This window comes from Gluconacetobacter johannae, assembly GCF_014174305.1.
GTDB lineage: Bacteria > Pseudomonadota > Alphaproteobacteria > Acetobacterales > Acetobacteraceae > Gluconacetobacter > Gluconacetobacter johannae.
In genome coordinates, this window is the sequence record NZ_JABEQH010000002.1 from 170,596 (window position 1) to 194,679 (window position 24,084).

Here is a 24,084-nt window from a genome sequence, read left to right on the forward strand (position 1 = left end):
CATGGCGATGCAAGTCGGAGGCGGCGGCGATGAAGACGAGGTGGTGTCCGCCATCAACACCACTCCGCTTGTCGACGTCATGCTGGTGCTGCTGATCATCTTCCTGATCACCATCCCAGTCGCGACGCATACCGTGAAGGTGAACCTGCCGCGGGACGCAAACCAGCCAACCCAGACCAAGCCCGGAAACGTGGTCCTGGCAGTAACGGAGAACGGACAGGTCTACTGGAACGAAGTGCCGATCAAGGGCCACGCCGATCTTCTGGATCGGCTGGAGAAGGTCGCCGTCCTCAAGCCGCAGCCCCAGATCCAGGTCCGTGGTGACGCCAAGTCGCGTTACGAATCGGTGGGTCGGGTGGTCGCGACCTGCCAGGAGGCCGGGATCTACCACGTCGATTTCATTACAGAGCAGCCCCACTCCGACTGAACGACAGGGTGTCCGGTTCCGGTTTCCGGAACCGGGGATCCCCGGGGATCACATCAGGGCGCCAGCACCGGCGCGGCGTTCCGACCACCCCGTCGGACGGCGCCGCCGGTTTGCTGACCCGCGTTTTTTAGAGAGTACACCGCCATGGGCATGAACGTCGGCTCCGAAGGCACCACTGAAGACGAAGGCATGGTCGACATCAACACGACGCCGTTGATCGACGTCATGCTGGTGTTGCTTATCATGCTGATTATTACGATTCCGCTGCAGACCCATTCGGTCGCGCTGGATCTGCCGCAGGGCAATCCGCCGCCGTCGACCGAGGTGCCGAAGGTGGTGACGGTCGCCATTGATTTCGACAACAGCATCAGCTGGAATGGCGAGCCGGTGGGCGACGAAGCCTCGCTGCAGGCGCATTTCACCGCCGCGGCCGCCGAACCCGACCAGCCCGAAATGCATATCCATCCGAACCGCCTGGCCGACTACAAGACCGTGGCGCATGTCCTTGCGGACGCCCAGAGGCTTGGCATCACCAAGCTGGGTATCGTAGGTCAGGATCAGTTCATGGAAGGACAGTGAGCTGATGTCGTCCCGTCTGTTCCGCGCCGGTCTGTTTGCCGGCGCGATGGTTGCACTCCCTCTCTCGGTCTCCGCCATTCGGCCCGCGCTTGCCGCGGATACGCTGTCCGTCAAGGTCGGCAAGCCGTTGCAGCAGGCCCAGTCCGCCCTCGCGGCACATGATTACGCCAAGGCCATGAGCGCGGTGAACGCCGCCGCCGCCGTCGCCGGCAAGACTGAGTACGAAGACTATACCATCAACCAGATGCGCGCGGCCGTCGCGGCGCAGTCCGGGGATGTGGCGGCCGCGACGGCGGCCTACGACAAGCTGATCGCATCCAGCCGCACGCCGCGCGACGCCAAGCTGCAGATGATGATGGCCGAGGCCACCATGGCCTACACGGCGAAGGACTACCCCCGGGCCGTGACGGGGATCGAGCGTTACCTCAAGGTCGCCGGCAGCAACCCGGCCATGGAAACGCTGCTGATCCAGTCCTATTACCTGCAGCAGGATTTCAAGAACGCCGCACGGGTTCAGCAGGCCCAGATCGACGCCGAACTCAAGGCCGGCAAGGTGCCGGCGGAATCGCAGCTCCAGCTTCTGGCCGCGTGCCAGACGCAGCTGAAGGACCAGTCCGGCCTGAACCACACATACGTGCAGCTGGTCAGCGCCTACCCCAAGCCGGAATATTGGGCGCTGATTATCCACGGGCTGATCGTCAATCCGCGGATCCCGCCCGGCCTGCAGCTTGACGTCTATCGCATCCGCCTGATGGCGGGCGTCCTGACGGCGCCGGCCGACTTCATGGATATGACGGAACTGGCGATGCAGGCCGGCCTGCCGCAACTGGCCCTGGACCTGATGAATGCCGGATATGCCGGCGGCGTGCTGGGCAAGGATGCCGGCGCGGCGCGCCAGGCCCGGCTCAAGGCGTTGGTGGTGAAGACGGTGGCCGACAAGAAGGCGTCCATCGCCGCCGACGAGGCCGCGGCCGCCAAGGCGCCCAGCGGCAACGACCTGCTGACCGTCGGCTACAATTACGTGACCTTCGGCCAGGCCGACAAGGGGCTGGCGCTGATGCAGCAGGGCATCGCCAAGGGCCCGCTGGACGTGAATATCGCGAAACTGCATCTGGGCCTGGCCCAGGTGGCGGCCGGCCGCAATGCCGACGCGATCGCGACGCTGAAGACGGTGGCGGGGGACAACGGCGCGCGGGATATCGCGCAGCTCTGGATCCTGAAGCTGACGGCTGCCGCCAAGCACTGATAGGCGGGCACCCGGTTATAGGGAAAGGGAAGGTCGGGCGCTGCCCGACCCCGGCAAGGGCCTCGGCCCTTGCATCCCGTTCGTTTTGTGAAGTCCTGGGTTGGTGGGTCAATCGGCCCAGGCAGGCACGGCGCAAGGGCCGGGTGGGGCAGTCCACCCGGCCCTTGTCGCGTACGGGTGATCCATTTCGCGCGCCGCGTTTTTGCGCTATCATCGCCGTTCCTTCAGTTTTGCAGAGTGTCGACGCCCCAGTGACAATGACCCAACTGCCCTCCGACGCCGATCTTCCCGCCCGCATTCTGGTCGTCGAGGACGATCCGGGCATGCGTACGCTGCTGGTCCGTGTGCTGCAGGGCGACGGCTACCGCGTGCGCGGGGTCCAGGATGGGCGCGAGATGTGGTCGGCGCTGGAGGCCTCGCCGGCCGACCTGATCGTTCTCGACGTCATGTTGCCCGGCACGAACGGCCTGGACCTGTGCCGCATGCTGCGGCGCGGTGGAGTGGGCGCGAACGGCGTGCCGACGCCGGACACCCAGACGCCGGTCATCATGGTCTCGGCCCGGGGTGAGGAACTGGATCGTGTCCTGGGGCTGGAACTGGGGGCCGACGATTATGTCGCCAAGCCGTTCGGCCATAAGGAACTGCTGGCGCGGGTGCGTGCCGTCCTGCGGCGCGGCGCCGGGGGCACGACGACCGGCAGCCCCGGCGCGCTCCGGCGCGAGACCCTGAAATTCGCCGGCTGGACCCTGGATCTGCGGCGGCGGGAACTGACCGATCCCTCGGGGTCGGTGGTCGAAATCTCGGGGGCCGAGCATGACCTGCTGGCCAGCTTCCTCGATAATCCGCAACGGGTGATCGGGCGCGACCGGCTGCTGGAACTGTCGCGGACCCGGCTGGGCGAGGTGTCCGATCGCAGCGTGGACGTGCTGGTCAGCCGTCTGCGGCGCAAGCTGGGGGAGGAATCGGACACGCTGATCCGCACTGTCCGGGGCCTGGGCTATATCTTCACGGCGCCGGTGGAACGCCTCTGACCGGTCTGGCCGCGCTGCGACGGGGGGGCGGCGCGCATCCCCATCCCCCACGGCGGATCACGCTGTGGCCGCGCGGGCTGGTCGGGCGGGTGATGTTCGTGCTGCTGGCCGCCGTCGCCCTGGTCTTCGTCGGCAGTTCGGTCTTTTACGAGGAAGCCGAGACCTACACGGTCGACGACACGCAGCTCGAACAGATCGGCGAACGCCTGGCCGTCGATGCGCGGGTGGTGGCGGCGACGCCGGTGTCGCAGCGGTCGATCCTGACCGTCATGCTTTCGACCGCCGATCTGTCGATCGACTGGCGCGCGCCCGAGGCCACGGCCGGCCGGCCCGCCCGCCCCGAACCGTCCAGCCTGCGCGACCTGCATCTGCGTCTGGCGGGCACGCACGAAATCCTGCAGGGCGACGTGCTGGACCTGTCGCCGACCAGCATCGGCACGGCCGATATTCGCGGCATCCTGCGCCTGCCCGATGGCAGCCGGATCGGCTTCGTCGCGCCGGACATCCTGCAACCCCACCATATGACCCGGGGTATCGCCTCGGCGGCGGTACTGGCGGGGGCGGTGCTGCTGGCGGCGGGCATGCTGGTCCGCACCCTCAGCATGCCGCTGCGGGCCCTGGCGGACGTGGCGGACGGCGTGGGCTCGGGCCACTGGATCCCGGTCGAGGAAAAAGGCCCGCGTGAGGTGCGTTACCTGGCGCGGGCGATCAACGCCATGCAGGACCGCATCCGCCGGCTGATCGCCGACCGGACCGAGGCTTTGGCGGCGGTCTCGCACGATCTGCGGACACCCTTGGCGCGGCTGCGGCTGCGCGCGGGCTTCCTGGAGGATTCGGAACTGCAGGCCGCGATCGAGGGCGACGTGGCCGAGATGGAGGCCATGGTGGGTGGTGTCCTGGCCTACCTGTCCGGCGAAAACGACCCCGAACCGCCGCGTCCGGTTGATCTGGCGTCGATCCTGGCGACCCTGGCCGACGACGCGGCCGATCAGGGGCGCGACGTGCGCTATGACGGGCCGGGCCATGCCTCGGTCCGGGTCCGGCCGCTGGCGATGAAGCGGGTGTTCGGCAACCTGATCGACAATGCCGTCAATTATGGCGGTGCGGCCCGGATCGGGCTTGCGATGGATGCGGACTGGCTGCGCGTCCGGGTCGAGGATGACGGCCCCGGCCTGCCCGAGGCCGAGTTGTCGCGGGTGACCACCCCGTTCTATCGGGTCGAGGGCTCACGCTCGCGCGCGACGGGCGGGTTGGGGCTGGGGCTGGCCATCGTCAGCCGCGAGGTCGCGCGCGAGGGCGGGCAATTCACCCTGCAGAACCGCCCCGAGGGCGGGCTGCGGGCCGAGGTCGCCCTGCCGCGCCTGCCGGCCCAGGGGGGCGGCCATCAGGGGGTCGGCAAGGCCGGGCGGTCGGCCATCGACAAATGAAGGGCCGGCTCGTTGGTGTTCAGCCAGATGCCATGCGGCGACCGGCCGGTGCGGATGGTGTCCACCACCTCGCCGCTGGTCGGGTCGATGATCGCGACATGCTGCCGCCAGCGCAGGGTGGCCCACATCTTGCCGTCCGGGGCGAAGACGATGTCGTCCGGCCCGCCCGCCACGTGATAGGACTGCACGACGTTCATGCTGTCCCAATCCAGCCGTTCGATGATGCCCGAGGCGCGGCAGGTCACGAACAGGCGCTTGTTGTCCGGTGACACGAACAGGTTGTGCGGCCCCGGCGCCATCTCGATCCTGCGTTCGACATGCCCGTCCGCCGGATCGACGACGGCGACGTAATTGGTGCCCATCACGCCCACCAGGATGCGGTCGTTGTGCCACAGCACGCCGGCGGGGGTGGACCCCACGTCGGAGGTCCAGAGCACCTTGCCGGTCGCGGTCTCGATCGCCGTCAGCTTCCCGGTGTCCTGCAGGCTGACATAGACGACCGAGGAATCGGGCGCATAATTCATGTGGCTGGGCATCGCGTCGGCATGCACGCGATGCAGCAGGTGGTAGTCCGACGCGTCGTAGATATCGATCTGATTGCGGGCCAGGCCGGCGATGGTGAAATATTTGCCGTTGGGGCTGAATTGCAGCTGGTACGGGTCGGCCATCGGGATCTGCCGCACCCGCTCGCCCGTCACGGCGTCGAGGAAGAACAGCATGTTGCCCGAGGTGTCGCCGACCAGCAGATATTTGCCGTCCGGCGTCGGCGCCGTGTGATGCGGTTCGCGCAGCACCGGCACCCGGCGCACCTGCTGGTGGCTGTCGATGTCGTACTCGTCGATGGTGGCGTCGGCGGAATTCAGCACGAAGGCCAGGCGCTCGGCGCGGGCGGGGCCTGCGGCCAGGATGGCCACGCCGGCACAGGCCGCCATCAGCCAGCCGGTCCGGCGGGTGGGGCGGGACGGGCTTTGGTATGGGGAGAAACGCATCGGCGGACGGTGCCTCGGAAACACGGGAAACGATGGGCGGACGCCCCGGTCCGGCACGCCTGCGCCGGTCGGGCGACCGTTCATGCAAGGCCAGAGCGGGGCAGGATATGTCAACGCATTTCACCTGGGTCCGCGACATTTCGCCATGACATTTCTCAAACACCTGCACGGATGTTCGCGCGGCCCAGGCGCGTCTTCCGGGTTCGGGCGGCCGGCCGGCTTGTCCCTCCCATGCAACGAAGGGGCTTGTTTCGGCCGGCTTCTTGGCACATCTGGACAATAACCGGACTGGTGCAGTCCGCTTTCCCGTGACCAGGCTGGACGAGGCCCCCCGATGTTCATCGAAACCGAAGACACCCCCAATCCCGCGACCCTGAAGTTCCTGCCGGGGCGCGAGATCATGCCCGGCCGCACCACGGCGGACTTCATCAGCCCCGACTCGGTGGCCGGCCGGTCGAAGCTGGCCGACGCGGTCTTCAGCCAGCCGGGCGTCGCCCGCATCTTCCTGGGCGGCGATTTCGTGGCGGTGACCAAGGACGATACGGCCGACTGGGCGGTGCTGAAGCCGCAGATCCTGTCCATCCTGGTCGATTTCTTCGTCTCGGGCCTGCCGGTGGTCGAGGCCGATGCGGCGGTGGACGAGGAAGCAATCGCGCCGGAGGACGAGGAAATCGTTCGTCAGATCAAGGAGTTGCTTGACACGCGGGTGAGGCCGGCGGTGGCGGGCGATGGCGGCGACATCGTGTTTCGGGGCTATCGCGACGGGATCGTGCGCCTGACGATGCAGGGCGCGTGCTCGGGCTGCCCGTCGTCGCGCGCGACATTGAAGCATGGCGTGGAAAACATGTTGCGCCATTATGTGCCCGAAGTGGTCTCGGTCGAGCAGGTGGACGCCTGACGGCAGAAAAGGAAGACAAGATGAGTCTGGACGAGGCGGGGCTGGACCTGCTGTTCCGTACGGCGCGCACGCCCCAGGGCTGGCGCGATGCCCCGGTGTCGGACGACACGCTGCGGCAATTGTACGATCTGGTGCGGCTGGGCCCGACCTCGGGCAATTGCTCGCCCGCCCGGTTCGTGTTCCTGCGGACGCAGGATAATCGCGAACGGCTGCGCTCCGCCTTGTCCGACGGCAATGTGGACAAGGTGCTGTCCGCGCCGGTGACGGTGATCGTGGCCCATGACCCGCTGTTCTTCGACCGGCTGGGCGTGCTGAATCCCGAGCCCGGCCTGCGCGCGTGGTTCGCCGCCGATGTGGGGCTGGCCGAGGAAACCGCCTTTCGCAACGGCACGCTGCAAGGCGGCTACCTGATCCTGGCGGCACGGGCGCTGGGCCTGGACGTGCTGCCGATCTCGGGCTTCGACGCCTATGCGGTCGAGGATTCGTTCCTGGCCGGCCAGGGTTGGCGGGCCAATTTCCTTGTCAGTCTCGGCTATGCGGACGGGCCGCCGGCGTTGCCGCGCGCGCCGCGCCTGACCTTCGACGAAGCCTGCCTGCTGCTCTAGGCCCCTCGGCATGCGGATCCTCGTTCTCAATGGCGCCCCGGCGGGGGCCGCCGGCTCGGCCCTGCTGGCCTGCGTCACCGTGGCCGACGGCGAGGCGCGGCCGGTACGGGTGCTGGACCTGCCCGGCCGGGGCGGGGCCGAGGCGATGCCGGCCCGTTGCGCCGCCCTGCTGGCGGCGTGCGCCTGGCGGCCCGACGCGCTGGACCTGATCGCGGCGGTGGTCGGGCCGGGGTCCTTCACCGGCCTGCGGGCGACGCTGGCGCTGGCGCACGGGCTGGCGCTGGGGACGGGGTGCCCGGTCGTCGGCGTGACCACGGGCGACGCCCTTGCCCCCGCCCTGCGGGCCGAGGCCGGAGACGGCCGCGCGGTGCTGTGCCTGTCGGCGGCCCGTCGCGGGCGTGTCTTCGTCGAGCAGGACGGCCAGGTCCGGGCGGCGGCGGTGGATACCCTGCTGCTGCCGGAAGGCCCGCTGCTGCTGGCGGGGGACGCCGCATCCGACATCCGCGCGGCGCGGGGCGCCGGGCGGGACGATATCGCGCTGTCGCACTGGACGGCGCCGGATGCCGCGATGATCGCACGCGCCGCCCTGGCCGCGCGCGCGGGTGGCGGGCCGATGCGTGAGGCGCTGCCGCTGTATGTCGATCCGCCCGAGGCCAAATTGCCCGCCGCCGGCCTGCGCCCGGCCCCGCGCTGATGCGCCCGCCCCTGGTGGGCCTGCCCCCGGTCGTCCGCGCCGGCCCGCAGGCCGCCGCCCTGCTGGCGGCGCTGCATGCCGAGGCCTTCCCGCCCGGCGAACGCTGGGACGCCGCGGCGATGGACGTGCTGCTGGCCATGCCCGGCACCTTCGCCGGCGTGGCGCGGTGCGGGGCGGAGGCGCCCGGCGGCTTCGTCATGGGCCGGGTCGCGGCGGACGAGGCCGAAATCCTGACCCTGGCGGTGCGGGGCGAGGCGCGCCGCCAGGGGCTGGGCCGCGCCCTGCTGGCCTGGCTGCGGACCGAGGCCGCGTCGCACGGCGCCCGCCGCCTGTTCCTGGAGGTCTCGGCCGGGAATGTGGCCGCTCGCGCCCTGTACCGCGCCGCCGGCTTCGCCGAGGCCGGGCGTCGCCGGGCCTATTATCCCGACGGGTCGGATGCCTTCGTCCTGGCGGCGGCGCTGGACGACCCGGAACCTTAGCCTGGGCGCGGGGCAGCCTCCCTTGCGGCCTTGACGATCAGGATCTCATGCACGTCGCCGCCCGCATCCGGCAGCCGGGTCACGCCGTGGCCCAGCTGGCGGGCGCTGCGGGTGACATTGTCCAGCGGAACCGCTCCGCGCAGCCGCACGCGCAGCCGCCCCCCGGGCGGCAGCCGGTCCAGGGCCAGGCGGGTCCGCACGAAGGTCATGGGGCAGATGTCGCCGGTGATGTCTATCGTCACGATATCCATGGCCCCTGGTTCAGTATCGATCATGTTGTGGTGTCTCCTGCGTGGATGCGGTTGCGGGCGCACCGGGTTCAATTATATAGGGGCGGGGTTTGTTTTACTGGCGGGATTGTGGTGATGGCCAACGAAACGGGTACTGGCGGTCTGCGGGAACTGACGGCGCAGATTGTCGCGGCCTATGTCTCGGGAAATGCAATGGAGGCATCGGCGGTGCCGGACCTGATCCAGAAAACCTATGCGACGCTGGACAGCGTGGGGCGCGCCGCCCCCGAGCCGGAACGGCCCGTGCCGGCGGTGCCGGCGAAGAAATCGGTGTTTCCCGATTACATCGTCTGCCTGGAAGATGGCAAGAAGCTGAAAATGTTGAAGCGCCATTTGAAAACAGCCTATAACCTGACCCCGGACGAGTATCGGGAGCGGTGGGGCCTGCCGCATGACTATCCGATGGTTGCGCCGAACTACGCCAGCCATCGGTCATCCCTGGCGCGGAAAATCGGACTGGGCACGAAGCGCGAGGAATGAACGAGAGTGGCCCGATGACGGCAAGGCCCGATCGAGGGGAGGCGATAGCTTCGTTGCACAAGACGACTGATGTTCGGCCGGGCCCGCTGACATGGTAGCGGCCGGCGACGCAATGGAATCGCGCATCGGGCGCATGTGCATCGAGCGGGGCCTCAAGATGACGGGCCAGCGGCGTGTGATCGCCCGCGTCCTGTCCGAGGCCGCGGACCATCCCGACGTGGAGGAGCTGTACCGCCGCGCGGCCATCCTGGATTCCCGGATCTCGGTTGCGACCGTCTATCGCACCGTGCGCCTGCTGGAGGAAAAGGGAATCCTGGAACGCCGGGATTTCGGCGGCGGCCGCGCGCGCTACGAAGCGACCGAGGAAGGCGACCATTACCATCTGATCGACGTGGACACCGGCAAGGTCGTCGAGTTCGAGGATGCCGAGCACACCGCGCTGATGCACCGCATCGCCGAGCGCCTGGGCTTTGACCTGGTGTCCCATCGGCTGGAACTGTTCGCGCGCAGGAAACGGGTGCCGGTCGCCGACATGGCCGCGCCGCAGGCGGCGGCCGACAGCAAGAATGGACCACGGCGGTGAGCATCGAGAAATCGATCCAGTCCCTGTCGACGCTGGAACTCGAACGAAACGGCTTTCCCGAACTGCGCGGGGGCAATCTGGGCGTGCGGATCGCCGCCAACGAGGCCGAGCGCGATGCGGCCCAGGCCCTGCGCTACCGCGTGTTCTACGAGGAAATGGGTGCCCGCCCCGACGAACGCACCTTGCGGCTGCGCCGCGACATCGATGCGTTCGACGAGGTCGCCGACCATCTGCTGGTGATCGACCACGCGATTTCGTCCGGGGCCAAGGGCGTGGTGGGCACCTATCGCCTGCTGCAGGGCGACATGGCCCAGAAGGTCGGCCGGTTCTATACGTCGGGCGAGTACGATATCTCGCCCCTGACCGACTTCCCCGGACGGCTGCTGGAGGTCGGGCGGTCCTGCGTCGATCCACGTTATCGCGGGCGCGCGGCGATGCAACTGCTGTGGCGGGGCATCGCCTCGTACATCTTCCTGCACCGGATCGACGTGCTGTTCGGCTGCGCCAGCCTGCCGGGGACCGACCCCGGACCGCTGGGCGACGAACTGACCTATCTGTACCACAATCACCTGGCGCCGCCCGCGCTGCGGCTGCGCGCGCTGCCCGACCGGCGGGTGGAAATGCTGCGGACCGATCCGCACGGGCTCGATCACCGGCGCTGCCTGGCGCGCCTGCCGCCCCTTATCAAGGGCTATCTGCGGCTGGGCGGCTTTGTCGGGGACGGTGCGGTGGTGGACGATCAGTTCAACACCACCGATGTCGCGGTGATCGTCAAAAGCGAACTGCTGGCCGACAAATATTACCGCCATTACGAACGCCGGCTGCGTGACGCTCTCGACTAGGACCGCCGCCGGCGGGTTGGTCTGTCCGCCCCTGTCCTGGCGCGGGGTGGCGGCGCGCGTGGCCGACCGTCACGGCTGGCGGGCCGACCTGCTGATGCTGCTGGTGGGCGCGCTGGCGGCGCTGGCCTTTCCGCCGGTCGATCTGCTGCCCGTCCTGGCCCTGTGCTTCCCGCTGCTGATGCGGGCGATCGACCGCGCCGGGTCGTGGCGGGGTGCTGCGCGGCGCGGCTTCATGTTCGGGCTGGGGCTGCACACGGCGGGGCTGTACTGGCTGACCGACGCGATCCTGGTGCGGGTGGACACCTTCTGGTGGCTGGTGCCGCTGGCGGCGCCGGGCTGCGCGCTGATCCTGGCGCCGATGGCCGCCGCCCCGGCCGCCCTGTGCCGCCTGGCGCCCGCCGGCTGGCGGCGCGGCCTGGCCTTCGCCGGGCTGTGGACCCTGTTCGACATGGCGCGGGTCTTCATCTTCAGCGGCTTTCCGTGGAATCCGCTGGGCAGCGGGTGGGAACTGCCGGGCCTGCCGGGCGACGTGATGATCCAGCCCGCCGCCTGGGTGGGGGTGGACGGCCTGACCCTGGGCACGGTCCTGCTGGCGCTGCTGCCGCTGGCGGGGCGGCGGGGCGTGGCGGTGTCCCTTGGCGGGGTCCTGGCCTGGGCGATTCTGGGCGGGGCGCTGCTGGCGCTGCGGCCCCTTCCGGTGGGCCATAATCCGGTGGTGGTCCTGGTGCAGGGCAACGTGCCGGAAACCCAGAAGATCTCGGGCGAGGACGATATCGCGATCTTCCGGCGCTATCTGGCCCTGACGCGGCAGGGCGTGGCCCAGGCGCTGGCCGGGCCGGCGGCATCGGGGCGGTCGGTCGTGTTCGCCTGGCCCGAAAGCGCCTTTCCCGGCCTGTTGCAGGAAGACGATGTGGCGCGGCAGATGGTCGCGCGTGCCGGCGCCGGTGCGCGCGCGGGGGTGATCGGCAGCATGCGCCGCGACGAAAACGACCGCTGGCGCAACAGCGTGATGGCGGTGGCCGAACCCGACGGCCGGCTGGCCGACCTCTACGACAAGGCGCATCTGGTGCCGTTCGGCGAATACCAGCCCCCCTTCCTGCCCTTTCACGTGGTGCCCGGCGACGGCATGGCCCCCGGACCTGGGCTGCGGACCTGGCATCTGCCCGGCGTGGCCCCTGTCGGGCCGCTGATCTGTTACGAGGTCATTTTTTCCGGCCAGGTCGTCGATCGGCGGGATCGGCCGGACTGGCTGGTGAACGTCACCAATGACGCCTGGTACGGCAATACCGCCGGCCCCCGCCAGCATCTGGCTGCCGTCCGCATCCGCGCGGTCGAGGAAGGCATGCCGATCGCGCGCGCCGCCAATACCGGCATTTCCGCTGCTTTCGACGCCCATGGTCACGAAATCGTGCGCTTGGGATGGAACCGGCAGGGGGTCCTGGTCGTTCAATTGACGGGCACGCTGCCCGTGACGATCTTCGGTCTGTTCGGCCGTTGGGTTCCGTTCGGGCTGGCGATGGGCGCGATCCTGCTTGCGGCGCTGTGGCGCGTGGGTGGCGCAGGCCGATACGCATGAGCGTTATGGCGCGCATCTTCATCTGATTCAGCACCTTCCGTCGAGGATGGTGAGGACGCGTCGGGCAGCGCCGATCGACGTCCAGTGAAGCGGGGCCTGCGGCTGCATGGCGGACCGATCCCGCAGATCCCCGGAATTTCGCCATATTTTTATGCTATGTTATTGAAGATAAGAGCAATTCGCACTCACGGAGTGCGTTGAACGGTGCTTCAAGTTATTGTTTCAAAACATTTTTATCTGCCCGGTCGGTGCCTGCCGAAGAAAAATTTTCCAAAATGTTAATTACGGAGACGGTCATTCAATGGTAAATCAATCGTTAATTCAGCATTATAGCGGCCACGATGCGTATGAAGGGCAGGCGGAGCTTTTGACCGAAAAGAGTAGTGCGGGTCCGAGTCCCGTGGACGTCCATGTCGGTAGTCGTATTCGCCTCCGCCGGACTTTGATGGGCCTGTCGCAGGAGCGGCTGGCCGATGCCGTGGGGCTGACGTTCCAGCAGGTCCAGAAATACGAGCGCGGCGTCAACCGGGTCAGCGCGTCCCGCCTGTTCGAATTGTCGGGCGTGCTGGATGTGCCGGTCAGCTTCTTCTTCGACGGGCTGGAGCGCCCCGTCGGCGGACGGGCGACGGGCGGCATGCAGACGCCCGGCTTCGCCCAGGCGCAGGAAGCGTTCGGCGGCGCCACCACCTCGGGCCTGCCGGCCAGCGAAGCGGCGCTGTTTTCCCGGCGCGAGACGATCGAACTGGTGCGGATCTATTACCGGATCGAGGATCAGGCCGTGCGCCGCCGGGTGCTCGACCTGATCCGCACCATGGCGCCGCAGGCCTGATATCAGGGCGGAGCCCGCCCTTTCTATTCCCGCCGCAGCACCTGGTCGGTCAGGAACGACGCCAGGCGTCCGGCCACGAAATCTCCGCGCAGGCGGGTTTCGTCATATTCGGTCCGCACCCACTCCATGAAGGGCAGGCGTCCCTCGGCCTCGGCGCGATAGCGCAGGAAGAAGGCGTCCAGGATGCCGGTGCGCGACCGGTTGAAATGGCCGAACCGCCAGGACAGCTGCCGCAGCGCCTGGTCCGCCGTCCCGCCTTCGAACAGGATGACCAGGCCCGAGGCCAGGCCCGCGCGGTCGGCGCCGGACTTGCAATGCATCAGCATCGGAAAATCCAGCGTGCGGTACATTGCCTCGAACCGCAGGATGCGGTCGCGATGGGGCGCCCCCCGGCTTTCGAACGCCATGTCCAGATGGGTCAGGCCGATCCGCGCCGCCGCGTCGCGCGACAGCGCGTCCGACCCGCATTTCCGGTGCCCGCGCAGATTGACCAGCGTCCGCAGCCCGTAGCGCCGCGTGGCCGCCGCCAGCCGGGCCGGCGTGGGGTGGTTGCAGCGATAGACCCGGCCCGGGACGACGGTGGCGAAATTGGTCCACGGCAGGCGGAAGATCGCGTGATCGACGAACAGGCTGTCGATCCAGGCGCGCCGCCGATCGGCGGCGGAGGCTGCGGTTCCGTCGAACACCGGATTCTGGCTCCTCGGGACACGGGGTGAAAAACGAAAAAGGGGCGCCGGATGTGTCCCATCCGACGCCCCGCCCGTCAATCTGTCCCGCAGGATGGACCGGTCAGATCTTGCGTTCCAGTTGCAGTTCCTTGATCCGGGCGATGGCCTTCGCCGGGTTCAGGCCCTTGGGGCAGGTCTGGGTGCAGTTCATGATCGTGCGGCAGGCGTACAGTTTCAGCGGATCCTCCAGCGCGTCCAGGCGCTCGCCCGCGTGCTCGTCCCGGCTGTCGGCGATCCAGCGATAGGCGGCCAGCAGGGTGGCCGGACCCAGATAGCGGTCGCCGTTCCACCAGTAGGACGGGCAGGAGGTCGTGCAGCAGAAGCACAGGATGCATTCCCACATGCCGTCCAGCTTCGCGCGTTCCTCGATGCTCTGGCGGCGTTCGGAATCCGGCGGCGGGGCCGTGTCGGATTTCATCCACGGCTCGATCGAGCGCAACTGGGCATAGGCGCCGTTCAGGTCGGGTACCAGATCCTTCACCACCGGCATGTGCGGCAGCGGGTAGATCGCCACCGCCGCCTTCACGTCCTTGATGGGCTTCAGGCAGGCCAGCGTGTTCTCGCCGTCGATGTTCATCGCGCACGACCCGCAGATGCCTTCGCGGCAGGACCGCCGGAAGGTCAGCGTCGGATCGACGTCGTTCTTGATATGGATCAGCGCGTCCAGCACCATCGGGCCGATCTTGTCCAGATCGATCTCGTAGGTGTCGACGACCGGGTTGGAGCCGTCGTCCGGGTTCCAGCGATAGATCCCGAACGACTTGACGTTCTTGGCGCCCGGGGCGGCCGGAAAGATCCGACCCTTCCCGACCGTGCTGTTCTTTGGCAGGCTGAATTCGACCATCGTCTCGTCCCTTTTCCGCCGTTTCGTTTCAGTAGACGCGCTTCTTGGGGGGGAAGACCTGGACTTCGTCGGTCAGGGTCTTCATGTGCACGGGGCGATAGGTCAGTTCCACGCCGCCCTTGTCGTCCAGATGGGCGACCGTGTGCTTCATCCATTCCTTGTCGTCGCGATCGGGATAATCGTCGTGGGCCTGCGCGCCACGGCTTTCGTGCCGGGCGTCGGCGCCCGCCATGGTGACGGTGGCGTTGGCCAGCAGGTTCTCGAACTCCAGCGCCTCCATCAGGTCGCTGTTCCAGATCAGCGACCGGTCCGCGATGGACAGGTCGGGCACGCCGGTCCAGATGTCCTTGATCTTCTCGACACCTTCGGCAAGGCTCTTGGTGTTGCGGAAGACGGCCGCATGCTTCTGCATCGTGCGCTGCAGGGTCTCGCGCATTGCCGCGACATGGGTGCCGCCCTTGGCGTGGCGCAGCTTGTCCAGCCGGTCCAGCGCGGCCTCGCCGGCCTTGGGCGGCAGCGGGGCGATGGTTTCGGCGGGCTTGATGATCTCGGCGGCGCGCTTGGCGGCGGCGCGTCCGAACACCACCAGGTCGAGCAGCGAGTTGGTGCCCAGGCGGTTGGCGCCATGGACCGACACGCACGCGGCCTCGCCGACCGCCATCAGGCCGGGCACCACCGCGTCGACGTCATCCTTCGTCGGCCGGATGACCTCGCCATGATAGTTCGTGGGAATGCCGCCCATGTTGTAATGCACGGTCGGCAGCACGGGCACCGGTTCCTTGGTCACGTCCACGCCGGCGAAGATGCGCGCGGTCTCGGAAATGCCGGGCAGGCGTTCATGCAGCAGCTCGGCGCCCAGATGCTCCAGATGCATCATGATGTAGTCCTTGTGCGGACCACAGCCCCGGCCTTCGTTGATCTCGATGGTCATGGAACGTGACACCACGTCGCGCGATGCCAGGTCCTTGGCGGTCGGCGCGTAGCGTTCCATGAAGCGCTCGCCCTCGGAATTGGTCAGGTATCCGCCCTCGCCACGGCAGCCCTCGGTCAGCAGGCAGCCGGCCGGATAGATGCCCGTGGGGTGGAACTGCACGAATTCCATGTCCTGGGTGGGCACGCCCGCGCGCATCGCCATGCCGCCGCCGTCGCCCGTGCAGGTATGGGCCGAGGTGCAGGACTGGTAGGCGCGGCCATATCCGCCGGTCGCCAGCACCACCGTCTGGGCGCGGAAGCGGTGCATGGTGCCGTCTTCCAGGCACCATGCCATCACGCCGCGGCATGCGCCTTCGTCGTCCATGATGAGGTCGATGGCGAAATATTCGACGAAGAATTCGACGTTATGCTTCAGGCATTGCTGGTACAGCGTATGCAGGATGGCATGGCCGGTGCGGTCGGCGGCGGCGCAGGCGCGGGGCACCGGGGCCTCGCCGAAATTACGCATGTGGCCGCCGAACGGGCGCTGGTAGATGCGGCCGTCCTCGGTGCGCGAGAACGGAACGCCGAGATGTTCCAGCTCCTGCACGGCGGGCACCGCCTCGCGGCACATATATTCGATGGCGTCCTGGTCGCCCAGCCAGTCCGACCCCTTGACGGTGTCGTACATGTGCCAGCGCCAGTTGTCCTCGGCCATGTTGCCCAGCGACGCGCCGATGCCGCCCTGGGCGGCGACGGTGTGGCTGCGCGTGGGGAAGACCTTGGTGACGCACGCGGTCTTCAGGCCGGCGGCGCCCATGCCCAGCGTGGCGCGCAGACCCGATCCGCCGGCGCCGACGACGACCACGTCATAGGCGTGGTCGACGATCTTGTAGGCATTTGAAGAAGGGAGGGTGATCGCGTTCATGTCTTGGACGTGTCCCGATTCTCGTCCGGTCCGATGGGCGGCTGTACGACTGCCGCCGGGCCGGAACTGTCTCTGTCACGCGCCTGACGGCCGGGTGGGCCGGATCAGGCGCTGGCCTTTCGCGAAGGGGCAAGCGCCAGCTTCAGGACGGCGATCACGGCGAACAGCCCGATCAGGAACGTCACGCCCTTCATCAGCAGGCTGGCCGGCAGGTGCGGCTTGCCATGCACGTAGTCATCGATGATGACCTGCAGGCCCAGCTGCATGTGGTAGAAGGTCAGTACCATCAGGGCCAGCAGCATCGAGGAATTGGTGGGCTTGCCGCCCCATTCCACGACGTCTTCCTGGCTGGATCCGGCCAGGCGCATGACCTGCAGCACGAACCAGCCGGACAGCGGCACCAGGGCGACGGCGGACATCCGCTCCATCCACCAATGGTTTACCCCGGTCTTGGCCGAGCCCAGCCCCCGCGCGCGGGACAGTTGGGAGCGCATGACATCCATGCGCGGCATATGGGTCGCGTTCATGTCAGGATGCCTTCTTTCTGGAACGGCAGGCCGCCAGGCCGAAGATCGTCGCGACCAGCACGAGCGTGGCGCCTACGGTCACGCCCACGGCGACGGGGCCGTCCTCGTTGATGTTCTTCTTCTCGAACCGGTAGCCGGCATCCCAGGCAAGATGGCGCAGGCCCGCGACGAAATGGTAGACCAGCGCCAGCGTCCAGCCCACCAGGGCCAGCTTGCCCAGCGGATGTCGGGTGACCTTCTGAACCTTCTTGAAGGACTCGGGGCCTTTCGCCGCCGCGTTCAGCCAGCAGACGCCCAGCGCCGCACCCGCCGCCGCGGCGACGCCGGCCGCCCGGTTCGCGATCGAAAGAAACATGGAGAGTCGGAAGCGATAGACCTGGAGATGCGGGGACATGGGTCGCCGGGTCAGTGTTCCGTCGCTTCGGTGCCCTATATAGAGCGCATCACGGACATCCTGCATGGTCGTCTCGTCGATTTCCCTGATTATGGCTCCGGTTTGTTCCGTTGCCTTGTGTCTGTTCGGTCCTACGCCGGGGAAAGGGCGCGGTCAACGCAGGGGGGAACACGAGGTCGCGAGACGTGCAAAAGCGGCGTGGGTGGCCGCAACCGGAACGGTTTTGCACCGTTCCGGTTTCCTGGTCCGTCGATCAGGCCGCCTTGCGGCCGATCAGGTCGAGCGCAATCATCGCCTCGGCGATCTGCACGGCATTCAGGGCCGCGCCCTTGCGGAGGTTGTCGGCCACGCACCAGAAGGCCAGGCCGTTCGGAACCGTCGGGTCGACCCTGAGGCGCGAGACGTAAGTGGCGTCCTCGCCAACACAATCTATCGGCGTGACGTATCCGCCATCCTCGCGCTGGTCGTGCAGGATGACGCCGGGGGCCTCGCGCAGCACGTCGCGCGCGCGCTCCAGATCCACCGGCTCCTCGAACTCCACCGTCACCGCCTCGGCATGGCCGATGAAGACGGGAACACGCACGCAGGTAGCGAAAACCGAGATGTCAGGGTCGAGGATTTTGCGGGTCTCGACCGCCATCTTCCATTCCTCCTTGGTCGCGCCGTCATCCATGAAACGGTCGATGTGGGGAATGCAGTTGAAGGCGATCTGCTTGGTGAACTGCTCGGCCTTCAGCGGGTCGCCCACGAAGCTGGCGCGCGACTGGGCGAACAGCTCATCCATGCCTTCCTTGCCCGCGCCGGCGACGGCCTGGTACGTCGCCACGACGACGCGGCGGATGGAAAACAGGTCGTGCAGCGGCTTCAGCGCCACCACCATCTGGATGGTGGAGCAGTTGGGGTTGGCGATGATGCCGCGCCGCGCCTTCTTCAGCGCGTCGGGATTGACCTCGGGCACCACCAGCGGCACGTCGGGCTCCATGCGGAAATGCGACGTGTTGTCGATGACGATGCAGCCGGCCTTGGCCGCGCGCGGCGCATGAACTGCCGACACCGACGCCCCGGGCGAGAACAGGGCGATGTCCCAGCCGGTGAAGTCGAAATGTTCCAGGTTCTGGACCTTCAGAACCCTTTTGTCGCCGAACGAGACCTCCTGCCCCGCCGAGCGGGCCGAAGCCAGGGCCGCGATCTCGTCCACCGGAAAATCGCGCTCGGCCAGCGTCTTCAGCATTTCGCGCCCGACTGCCCCCGTGGCGCCCACGACCGCAACGCGGTACCCCATCGATCCATTCCCCGATCTGTGCGCCCGGCCCGTCCGGGCGACCCAATGCCTCTGATAAAGAGAGACGCAGAGAGGTAGTGCCTGCCCGGATGCTATGCAAGCCGAACCGGCGGGCGGGCGCGGCTCGGCGGCCGTGGCGCCTGCCTTTTTCACCTGGGCGGGATGCCGGGATTATGCCTTGCCGCGCCGGGGTGGGGGGTGTCACATGGCCGGACGTGATCTGGCGCAATGTCCCTGCGCGCCCGGTGTCCTAAGGTCGGGCAGGGTGTTCAGGAGAGTTTCCGCCATGTCCTTTTCTCGCGACATATCGTCGCCGGCGCGCAGCCGGCATGCCATTCCGCCCTCGGGCAGCCATCCGGCCCCGCCCTGCACGCTGGTGATCTTCGGTGCGCGCGGCGACCTGACCAAGCGGTTGCTGATCCCGGCCCTGTACAACCTGGCCGGCAGCGGCCTGCTGGACGCGCAGTTCCGCATCCTGGGGGTCGATCGCACGCCGGGCGACACCGCCGGCTGGCGCGACGGGCTGGCCGCGACGATGCAGGAGTTCACGCGCGACCGGAACGCCGAATTCTACACGCCGCAGATCGACCCCGGCGCCTGGTCGTGGATCGCCGAACGCCTGGAGTACGTCCAGGCCGATTTCAGCGATCTGGAGCAGGTCCGCGCCCTGGGCGCGCGGCTGCCGGGCAGCGCGGTGTTCTATCTGGCGGTGCCCTCGCGCTTCTTCGGTTCGCTGGTGGCCATGCTGGGCCAGGCCGGCCTGACGAGCGAACAGGGCGACATGTTCCGCCGCGTGGTGATCGAAAAGCCCTTCGGCTCCGACCTCGCGACCGCCCGGGCGCTGAACCAGCAGGTGCTGTCGGTGCTGGACGAGCGCCAGATCTACCGGATCGACCATTTCCTGGGCAAGGAAACGGTCCAGAACATCCTGGCCATGCGCTTCGGCAACCTGATCTTCGAGCCGCTGTGGCGCAACGAGTACGTCGATCATGTCCAGATCACCGCCGCCGAGACCATCGGGGTGGAACAGCGCGGCGCGTTCTACGAACCCACCGGCGCGTTGCGCGACATGGTGCCGAACCATCTGTTCCAGCTGTTCGCCATGGTGGCGATGGAACCGCCGGCCTCGTTTTCCGCCGAGACCGTCCGTACCGCCAAGGAACAGCTGTTCGAATCCGTTCGCCCCATAGATCCGCGCGACGCGGTGCGCGGCCAGTATGGCACGGGCGTCGTCGCGGACCGGCCCGTCGCGGCCTATCGCGACAGTGCCGGCGTGGCGAAGGACAGCGTGACGGAAACCTATGTCGCGCTGAAACTGCATGTCGATAACTGGCGCTGGTCGGGCGTGCCCTTCTACCTGCGGACCGGCAAGTCGCTGGGCGGCCGCCGCACCGAGGTGGTGGTGCAGTTCAAGAAACCGCCGGTGGCGATTTTCCGGGGCACCGAAACCGCCGCCCTGCCGCCGAACCGGATGATCGTGAACATCCAGCCCGCCCAGGGCCTGACGATCGAGATGGGGGCCAAGCGCCCTGGCCCGGCGATGGATCTGGCCGACGTGCAGGTGCGCTTCCGGTACGAGGACGCGTTCGACCTGCAACCCAATGTGGGATACGAAACCCTGCTGTATGACTGCCTGACCGGAGACGCGACGCTGTTCCAGCGCGCGGACAACATCAACGCCGCCTGGACGGCGGTCGATCCGGTCCTGCAAGCCTGGGCGCAGTCGGCGCAGGACCTGGAATTCTACCCCGCCGGCGCGACCGGACCCGCCGGGGCCGACGCGCTGCTGGCGCGGGACGGGCGGGCCTGGTACCCGCTGGACCAGACCTGACGCTGGCCCTGGGAAGGTCGGGTCCTGCCCGAGCCCGGCAAGGGCCTAGGCCCTTGCCTTTATTTGGCCGGGGTCGCGGCGTGCTGGTCGGACTGGCGGAACAGCGTGTCGGCCTGTTTCTTCTGGATGTCCGTGAAGCCGTTGTACAGCGTGCGGAACGCCATGTTCAGCGCCTGCAGATCCTGCGCGCGCTGGGTCACCAGGTCGGCATAGGATTGCATGTTGTCCGCGGCGCTCATGCTGGAGAGCCGGTCCCGGCGCTGGGCGATGGAGTCGCGGAAACGTTCGGCATTGTCGCGCATCAGTTGCGCGAAGGCCCCCCAGGGCTGCTCCTGCGCCGGCGTGATGCCCAGTTGCTGGTGCAGGGTCGCGATATGCGTCTCCACCTGATCGGGGGTCTGGTCGTGGGGTGTATGCGCGGGGACCGATGACGCGGGCGCCGATGGCGCTGGGACCGGGGCCGGCGTGGCGGGAGCAGGCGCGGCGGCGGCCGGCGCAGGGGCCGGCGGGGTGGCGGAAGCCGGGGCAGGCGCGTCGGCCGCCGCCGCGAGGGCGGGCGACGAGAGCAGGGCGAGGGCGGCGAGGATCGGGAACCGGCGAACGGTCATGAACAGGGCAACTCCCGTGATTCGGGTCAAAAAGGGGACGTGGGCGGCGGGGCCAGATCAGTACGGCGGCGGCCCGTAGGACGCCTGCGGATAATAAGCCGGCGGCGGCGGCGGGGGTTCCGGCTGCGGCGGATAGTAGGCGCCGGGCGGCGGCGCGGCCTGCGCGGCCAGCGCCCCGCCCAGCAGCGCGCCGACCGCCAGGCCGGCCACGCCGGCGCCGACGGCCATGCCGACACCGGAACCGTGATGGTAATAGCCACCGCCGCCACCGCCCCATCCGGGGCCGCGCCGGTTGTCATATCCCCGGTGGCCGTGGTCCCAGTTGCCGCGACCGCCGCCACGCCAGTCATGGCCGTCGGGTCGGGCCATGGCGGGCGCGGGCACGTTCGTCGCCGCGATCGTGCCGGTCAGGCACAGCGTCGCCAGGAAGAAAGAAAGGGGTCGAACCCGCATGAGGGGCTCCTTTATCCAGAAAAATCTTGGCATTGCCCTATCGGCCGCGATCATGTCCGAATCACGGCCGCTTCGGGGCAGGTGCACAGATCAGGCCGCGCGAGACAGTCGCTTGGCAAGCGCCGACAGGCGGTGGCGCCGCATCTCGCTGCGGGCCTTGGCGTCGTTTTCCATGTAGTTCAACTGGATGGTATAGCGCCGGCCGACATATTGCCGGTGGCCGTGCCAGGTCGTCGGGCCGTTGGGAAAGATCAGCAGCGTGCCGTCGACAGGCGGGATTTCGGCGACGTAATCCTCGACATCGTCCGGCCCGCGCAGCAGGCGCAGGCACCCTTCCTGCCGTGCCCAGGATTCGCGGGCCGGGTTCAGGTACAGCAGCACCGTCACCCGCTTGGCCACGGAATCGCAATGGATGCGGCCGTCCTTTTCGCGCGTGCGGCCGCGCAGGGTCAGCATGGTCGGCGCGTCGTCCAGGTCCAGGCCGAATTTGCGCGCGATGGCGTCGCGCAGGCGCGGCCCCTCCATTTCCGCCACCAGACCGCGCACCAGTGGCGCCAGGGTCAGCGATCCGGGGGGGAACGACCCGCCGGACGACAGGTCCGGCATCGACGCCACCAGCGCCGCCAGATCGTCCGGCCCGACGAAATGCGGGACCACGACATGCGCGAACGGGTCGGTGCTGACGGCGGCGGCCTCCAGCGCGGCATAGTTGGGGTGGATCGAGGTGGGGACGGTCATGGAACCTGCGCGGGCAGTTGGGCCAGGGCCCGAATGCTAGTCCCCGTTTGCCGGCGCGCCAAGGGGCGCCGGCAAACGGGGATCATTGCGAAATACTTCCATTTTCGGTCGATCGGACGGGTCTCGCGTTCACCAGATGGAGAGCAGGCCCGTCACGACACGGTTTGGCGAGCGCATGCCCTTGCTGGCATCCGTTGCTGGCGCTATCGGCGTTGTTATGGAAACCGTTCTTTCGTCCTTCGCCTCCGACCTGCATCTGCCGCCCGGAACGGGACCGCTCGCCGCGTATCGGGCACGGGTGGATGCGGGCCTGCTGGCCCCGGACCCCGAACAGGCCAAGGCCGCCGCGCGGCTGGACCGGCTGTGGCGCGAACTTCCGGGCTATCATCCCGTGGTGCGGCAGGCCGCCCCGCCCCACGGCAGGCTGGGCGGCCTGCTGGGCGGGCTGAAGGCGCGGCTGGGCCTGCAGGGCCAGCCCAGCCCGGCGCCCCGGCCGCGCGGCGTCTACATGGTCGGGCAGGTCGGCCGCGGCAAGACGATGCTGATGGACCTGTTCTTCGAGCTGGCGCCGGTCGAGCACAAGAAACGCGTGCATTTCCATCGTTTCATGCAGGACGTGCACCAGCGCCTGCACGACATGAAGCGCGCGCATCCCGAACTGACCGACCCGATTCCGCCGCTGGCCCACGCCATCGCGGACGAGGCCTGGCTGCTGTGCTTCGACGAATTCCAGGTGAACGACATCGCCGATGCGATGATCCTGGGCCGGCTGTTCGAATATCTGTTCGCCGAGGGCGTGGTCGTGGTCGCGACGTCGAACACCCAGCCGCAGGATCTGTTCCAGAACCGGCCGGGCGCCGACGCCTTCCGCCCCTTCATCGCGGTGATCCAGCGCGAGGTGGACACGGTGGTGCTCGATTCCCCGCGCGACTACCGGCGCGGCGGCATGCGGGGCATGACGACGTGGATCGTCCCCCCCGGCCCCGATGCGTCGCAGGAACTGGATTCGATCTTCATGCGCCTGGCGGACGGCGCGCCGGTACGCCCCGTGACGCTGGACATCATGGGCCGGTCGCTGGCGGTTCCGGTCGCCGCCGGTCCCGTCGCGCGCTTCAGCTTTCCCGCGCTGTGCGGCCGGGCGCTGGGGGCCGGCGATTACCTGGCGCTGGCCACGCGCTTTCCGGCGCTGATCCTGGACGACATTCCCCGCCTGGGCCCCGATAATTTCGACGTCGCCCGCCGCTTCATCGTGCTGGTGGACACCTTGTACGAACAGAAGGTGAAACTGTTCGCCTCGGCCGAGGACCAGCCCGATGCGATCTACCAGCGCGGCGAAGGCGCGCAGGCGTTCGAGCGCACGGCCTCGCGCCTCGAGGAAATGCAGAGCGTCGCCTATCTCGACCTCCCGCACCTGTCCTGAGCGGAGGCGGCGCATCGGCGGCCCGGTCGGGGCGAAAATCATGCCGGCGGAATGCCAAGGCAAAAAAAACATGCAGAATATGCCTGCATATTCACCATTTGCCTTCGGCCGCGCCCGGGCGCGGTTCGGGTCGCGGCCGAACGTTCCCAATGGTCACGGCATCGTGACGCTTATGGCGTGGCTGTGACTGGCGGGGCGGTAGGCAAGTGGTGCGCTCTTTGCTTGGGTATGGGCGGTCCCGTTTTGCGGTCCGCGGGACGCGCCATGGTGAAAACATAAAGGTGAGTATGCGCGTGGAGCAATCCTGACCGTGGCGAAAGACGGCGGCGGACCGCAAAAGGTGACGCTAGGGTTGAGAGCACAACCGGTTTGTGTCCCGAATTCCGTCATGATCGGCGGCTACGGGGCGCGATCGGACAATGACGCGGCCAGCAAGGCCGTCAG

27 protein-coding genes are annotated in these 24,084 nt (G+C 68.0%); 16 read left to right on the forward strand and 11 right to left on the reverse strand.

Annotated elements, in window-relative coordinates:
• Position 1 precedes the first annotated feature (1 nt).
• From HLH21_RS02310 to HLH21_RS02330, 5 genes are all read left to right on the forward strand, one after another.
• The gene (locus tag HLH21_RS02310) at positions 2-427 is read left to right on the forward strand and encodes an ExbD/TolR family protein (protein ID WP_182940647.1); all 426 of its coding nucleotides are present in this window, start codon (positions 2-4) and stop codon (positions 425-427) included.
• 144 nt (positions 428-571) lie between these two features.
• Positions 572-1,006: an ExbD/TolR family protein gene (locus tag HLH21_RS02315; protein ID WP_182940648.1), complete on the forward strand. Its 435-nt coding sequence runs from the start codon at positions 572-574 to the stop codon at positions 1,004-1,006.
• 46 nt (positions 1,007-1,052) lie between these two features.
• Positions 1,053-2,252 (forward strand): tetratricopeptide repeat protein, encoded by a 1,200-nt coding sequence (locus tag HLH21_RS02320; RefSeq protein ID WP_182940862.1) that lies wholly within the window; start codon positions 1,053-1,055, stop codon positions 2,250-2,252.
• 257 nt (positions 2,253-2,509) lie between these two features.
• Positions 2,510-3,283, forward strand: coding sequence for a response regulator (locus HLH21_RS02325; protein WP_182940650.1), 774 nt, complete (start codon positions 2,510-2,512; stop codon positions 3,281-3,283).
• Between the two features lie 92 nt (positions 3,284-3,375).
• A complete protein-coding gene (locus tag HLH21_RS02330; RefSeq protein WP_182940652.1) occupies positions 3,376-4,710 on the forward strand; it encodes an ATP-binding protein in 1,335 nt (444 codons plus the stop codon).
• Here HLH21_RS02330 and HLH21_RS02335 read toward each other — a convergent pair.
• Positions 4,668-5,699, reverse strand: a complete 1,032-nt coding sequence (locus tag HLH21_RS02335; RefSeq protein WP_182940654.1) for a YncE family protein — start codon at positions 5,697-5,699, stop codon at positions 4,668-4,670. The genes HLH21_RS02330 and HLH21_RS02335 overlap by 43 nt on opposite strands.
• Positions 5,700-6,033: 334 nt before the next feature.
• Between HLH21_RS02335 and HLH21_RS02340 the strand changes: the two genes are divergently transcribed.
• The 4 genes from HLH21_RS02340 to rimI are packed head-to-tail and all read left to right on the forward strand — an operon-like array spanning position 6,034 to position 8,375.
• Complete coding sequence (locus tag HLH21_RS02340) at positions 6,034-6,597, forward strand: NifU family protein (RefSeq protein WP_182940656.1); 564 nt, start codon at positions 6,034-6,036, stop codon at positions 6,595-6,597.
• A 20-nt stretch (positions 6,598-6,617) separates the two neighbouring features.
• Entirely contained in the window at positions 6,618-7,202 is a 585-nt protein-coding gene (locus HLH21_RS02345; RefSeq protein ID WP_182940658.1) for a malonic semialdehyde reductase, read from the forward strand.
• Positions 7,203-7,212: 10 nt separating this feature from the next.
• Complete coding sequence (gene tsaB, locus HLH21_RS02350; RefSeq protein WP_182940660.1) at positions 7,213-7,896, forward strand: tRNA (adenosine(37)-N6)-threonylcarbamoyltransferase complex dimerization subunit type 1 TsaB; 684 nt, start codon at positions 7,213-7,215, stop codon at positions 7,894-7,896.
• A complete protein-coding gene (gene rimI / locus HLH21_RS02355) occupies positions 7,896-8,375 on the forward strand; it encodes a ribosomal protein S18-alanine N-acetyltransferase (RefSeq protein WP_182940662.1) in 480 nt (159 codons plus the stop codon). The genes tsaB and rimI overlap by 1 nt, the downstream gene beginning before the upstream one ends.
• On the opposite strand, the gene HLH21_RS02360 is transcribed toward rimI, so the two are convergent.
• Positions 8,372-8,650, reverse strand: coding sequence for a sulfurtransferase TusA family protein (locus HLH21_RS02360; protein ID WP_182940664.1), 279 nt, complete (start codon positions 8,648-8,650; stop codon positions 8,372-8,374). The genes rimI and HLH21_RS02360 overlap by 4 nt on opposite strands.
• Positions 8,651-8,740: 90 nt before the next feature.
• On the opposite strand from HLH21_RS02360, the gene HLH21_RS02365 reads away from it, so the two are divergent.
• The 5 genes from HLH21_RS02365 to HLH21_RS02385 all read left to right on the forward strand — a co-directional run bounded on the left by HLH21_RS02365 (position 8,741) and on the right by HLH21_RS02385 (position 12,975).
• On the forward strand, positions 8,741-9,145 hold the full coding sequence (locus HLH21_RS02365) for a MucR family transcriptional regulator (RefSeq protein ID WP_182940666.1): 405 nt from the start codon (positions 8,741-8,743) through the stop codon (positions 9,143-9,145).
• Between the two features lie 91 nt (positions 9,146-9,236).
• A complete protein-coding gene (locus tag HLH21_RS02370) occupies positions 9,237-9,728 on the forward strand; it encodes a Fur family transcriptional regulator (RefSeq protein WP_373319555.1) in 492 nt (163 codons plus the stop codon).
• Positions 9,725-10,570, forward strand: a complete 846-nt coding sequence (locus HLH21_RS02375; RefSeq protein WP_182940670.1) for a GNAT family N-acetyltransferase — start codon at positions 9,725-9,727, stop codon at positions 10,568-10,570. The genes HLH21_RS02370 and HLH21_RS02375 overlap by 4 nt, the downstream gene beginning before the upstream one ends.
• A gap of 94 nt (positions 10,571-10,664) precedes the next feature.
• Entirely contained in the window at positions 10,665-12,146 is a 1,482-nt protein-coding gene (lnt, locus tag HLH21_RS02380) for an apolipoprotein N-acyltransferase (RefSeq protein ID WP_182940865.1), read from the forward strand.
• 301 nt (positions 12,147-12,447) lie between these two features.
• Positions 12,448-12,975, forward strand: a complete 528-nt coding sequence (locus HLH21_RS02385; protein ID WP_182940672.1) for a helix-turn-helix domain-containing protein — start codon at positions 12,448-12,450, stop codon at positions 12,973-12,975.
• A 23-nt stretch (positions 12,976-12,998) separates the two neighbouring features.
• On the opposite strand, the gene HLH21_RS02390 is transcribed toward HLH21_RS02385, so the two are convergent.
• The 6 genes from HLH21_RS02390 to HLH21_RS02415 form a co-directional block, all read right to left on the reverse strand.
• Positions 12,999-13,661 carry a protein-tyrosine phosphatase family protein gene (locus HLH21_RS02390; RefSeq protein WP_182940674.1) on the reverse strand — a complete coding sequence of 221 codons (663 nt, stop codon included), beginning with the start codon at positions 13,659-13,661 and terminating at the stop codon, positions 12,999-13,001.
• 103 nt (positions 13,662-13,764) lie between these two features.
• Complete coding sequence (locus HLH21_RS02395) at positions 13,765-14,547, reverse strand: succinate dehydrogenase iron-sulfur subunit (RefSeq protein WP_182940676.1); 783 nt, start codon at positions 14,545-14,547, stop codon at positions 13,765-13,767.
• Between the two features lie 28 nt (positions 14,548-14,575).
• Positions 14,576-16,387, reverse strand: coding sequence for a succinate dehydrogenase flavoprotein subunit (sdhA, locus tag HLH21_RS02400; RefSeq protein WP_182940678.1), 1,812 nt, complete (start codon positions 16,385-16,387; stop codon positions 14,576-14,578).
• A 104-nt stretch (positions 16,388-16,491) separates the two neighbouring features.
• Positions 16,492-16,914, reverse strand: coding sequence for a succinate dehydrogenase, hydrophobic membrane anchor protein (sdhD, locus tag HLH21_RS02405; protein ID WP_182940680.1), 423 nt, complete (start codon positions 16,912-16,914; stop codon positions 16,492-16,494).
• Between the two features lies 1 nt (position 16,915).
• On the reverse strand, positions 16,916-17,374 hold the full coding sequence (gene sdhC, locus HLH21_RS02410; protein WP_182940682.1) for a succinate dehydrogenase, cytochrome b556 subunit: 459 nt from the start codon (positions 17,372-17,374) through the stop codon (positions 16,916-16,918).
• 187 nt (positions 17,375-17,561) lie between these two features.
• Entirely contained in the window at positions 17,562-18,590 is a 1,029-nt protein-coding gene (locus tag HLH21_RS02415) for an aspartate-semialdehyde dehydrogenase (protein WP_182940684.1), read from the reverse strand.
• A 286-nt stretch (positions 18,591-18,876) separates the two neighbouring features.
• On the opposite strand from HLH21_RS02415, the gene zwf reads away from it, so the two are divergent.
• Positions 18,877-20,421, forward strand: a complete 1,545-nt coding sequence (gene zwf / locus HLH21_RS02420; protein WP_182940687.1) for a glucose-6-phosphate dehydrogenase — start codon at positions 18,877-18,879, stop codon at positions 20,419-20,421.
• A 59-nt stretch (positions 20,422-20,480) separates the two neighbouring features.
• On the opposite strand, the gene HLH21_RS02425 is transcribed toward zwf, so the two are convergent.
• From HLH21_RS02425 to HLH21_RS02435, 3 genes are all read right to left on the reverse strand, one after another.
• Positions 20,481-21,029 carry a Spy/CpxP family protein refolding chaperone gene (locus HLH21_RS02425; protein ID WP_182940689.1) on the reverse strand — a complete coding sequence of 183 codons (549 nt, stop codon included), beginning with the start codon at positions 21,027-21,029 and terminating at the stop codon, positions 20,481-20,483.
• A 57-nt stretch (positions 21,030-21,086) separates the two neighbouring features.
• Positions 21,087-21,482, reverse strand: coding sequence for a hypothetical protein (locus HLH21_RS02430; protein WP_182940691.1), 396 nt, complete (start codon positions 21,480-21,482; stop codon positions 21,087-21,089).
• Positions 21,483-21,572: 90 nt separating this feature from the next.
• Positions 21,573-22,220 (reverse strand): 2OG-Fe(II) oxygenase family protein, encoded by a 648-nt coding sequence (locus HLH21_RS02435; protein ID WP_182940693.1) that lies wholly within the window; start codon positions 22,218-22,220, stop codon positions 21,573-21,575.
• 217 nt (positions 22,221-22,437) lie between these two features.
• Between HLH21_RS02435 and zapE the strand changes: the two genes are divergently transcribed.
• Positions 22,438-23,640 carry a cell division protein ZapE gene (zapE, locus tag HLH21_RS02440; RefSeq protein WP_182940695.1) on the forward strand — a complete coding sequence of 401 codons (1,203 nt, stop codon included), beginning with the start codon at positions 22,438-22,440 and terminating at the stop codon, positions 23,638-23,640.
• Positions 23,641-24,084 lie beyond the last annotated feature (444 nt).

Bases quoted from the DNA above. Each gene is read 5' to 3' on its own strand.
- sdhA (WP_182940678.1), bottom strand. From the start codon at position 16,387: ATGAACGCGATCACCCTCCCTTCTTCAAATGCCTACAAGATCGTCGAC.
- HLH21_RS02310 (WP_182940647.1), top strand. From the start codon at position 2: ATGGCGATGCAAGTCGGAGGCGGCGGCGATGAAGACGAGGTGGTGTCC.
- HLH21_RS02385 (WP_182940672.1), top strand. From the start codon at position 12,448: ATGGTAAATCAATCGTTAATTCAGCATTATAGCGGCCACGATGCGTAT.
- HLH21_RS02330 (WP_182940652.1), top strand. From the start codon at position 3,376: ATGTTCGTGCTGCTGGCCGCCGTCGCCCTGGTCTTCGTCGGCAGTTCG.
- HLH21_RS02335 (WP_182940654.1), bottom strand. From the start codon at position 5,699: ATGCGTTTCTCCCCATACCAAAGCCCGTCCCGCCCCACCCGCCGGACC.
- sdhD (WP_182940680.1), bottom strand. From the start codon at position 16,914: ATGAACGCGACCCATATGCCGCGCATGGATGTCATGCGCTCCCAACTG.
- HLH21_RS02395 (WP_182940676.1), bottom strand. From the start codon at position 14,547: ATGGTCGAATTCAGCCTGCCAAAGAACAGCACGGTCGGGAAGGGTCGG.
- rimI (WP_182940662.1), top strand. From the start codon at position 7,896: ATGCGCCCGCCCCTGGTGGGCCTGCCCCCGGTCGTCCGCGCCGGCCCG.
- HLH21_RS02425 (WP_182940689.1), bottom strand. From the start codon at position 21,029: ATGACCGTTCGCCGGTTCCCGATCCTCGCCGCCCTCGCCCTGCTCTCG.
- HLH21_RS02430 (WP_182940691.1), bottom strand. From the start codon at position 21,482: ATGCGGGTTCGACCCCTTTCTTTCTTCCTGGCGACGCTGTGCCTGACC.
- HLH21_RS02360 (WP_182940664.1), bottom strand. From the start codon at position 8,650: ATGATCGATACTGAACCAGGGGCCATGGATATCGTGACGATAGACATC.
- tsaB (WP_182940660.1), top strand. From the start codon at position 7,213: ATGCGGATCCTCGTTCTCAATGGCGCCCCGGCGGGGGCCGCCGGCTCG.
- zwf (WP_182940687.1), top strand. From the start codon at position 18,877: ATGTCCTTTTCTCGCGACATATCGTCGCCGGCGCGCAGCCGGCATGCC.
- HLH21_RS02340 (WP_182940656.1), top strand. From the start codon at position 6,034: ATGTTCATCGAAACCGAAGACACCCCCAATCCCGCGACCCTGAAGTTC.
- HLH21_RS02315 (WP_182940648.1), top strand. From the start codon at position 572: ATGGGCATGAACGTCGGCTCCGAAGGCACCACTGAAGACGAAGGCATG.
- HLH21_RS02435 (WP_182940693.1), bottom strand. From the start codon at position 22,220: ATGACCGTCCCCACCTCGATCCACCCCAACTATGCCGCGCTGGAGGCC.
- HLH21_RS02345 (WP_182940658.1), top strand. From the start codon at position 6,618: ATGAGTCTGGACGAGGCGGGGCTGGACCTGCTGTTCCGTACGGCGCGC.
- HLH21_RS02415 (WP_182940684.1), bottom strand. From the start codon at position 18,590: ATGGGGTACCGCGTTGCGGTCGTGGGCGCCACGGGGGCAGTCGGGCGC.
- lnt (WP_182940865.1), top strand. From the start codon at position 10,665: ATGCTGCTGGTGGGCGCGCTGGCGGCGCTGGCCTTTCCGCCGGTCGAT.
- HLH21_RS02365 (WP_182940666.1), top strand. From the start codon at position 8,741: ATGGCCAACGAAACGGGTACTGGCGGTCTGCGGGAACTGACGGCGCAG.
- sdhC (WP_182940682.1), bottom strand. From the start codon at position 17,374: ATGCAGGATGTCCGTGATGCGCTCTATATAGGGCACCGAAGCGACGGA.
- HLH21_RS02325 (WP_182940650.1), top strand. From the start codon at position 2,510: ATGACCCAACTGCCCTCCGACGCCGATCTTCCCGCCCGCATTCTGGTC.
- HLH21_RS02320 (WP_182940862.1), top strand. From the start codon at position 1,053: ATGGTTGCACTCCCTCTCTCGGTCTCCGCCATTCGGCCCGCGCTTGCC.
- HLH21_RS02370 (WP_373319555.1), top strand. From the start codon at position 9,237: ATGGTAGCGGCCGGCGACGCAATGGAATCGCGCATCGGGCGCATGTGC.
- zapE (WP_182940695.1), top strand. From the start codon at position 22,438: ATGGAAACCGTTCTTTCGTCCTTCGCCTCCGACCTGCATCTGCCGCCC.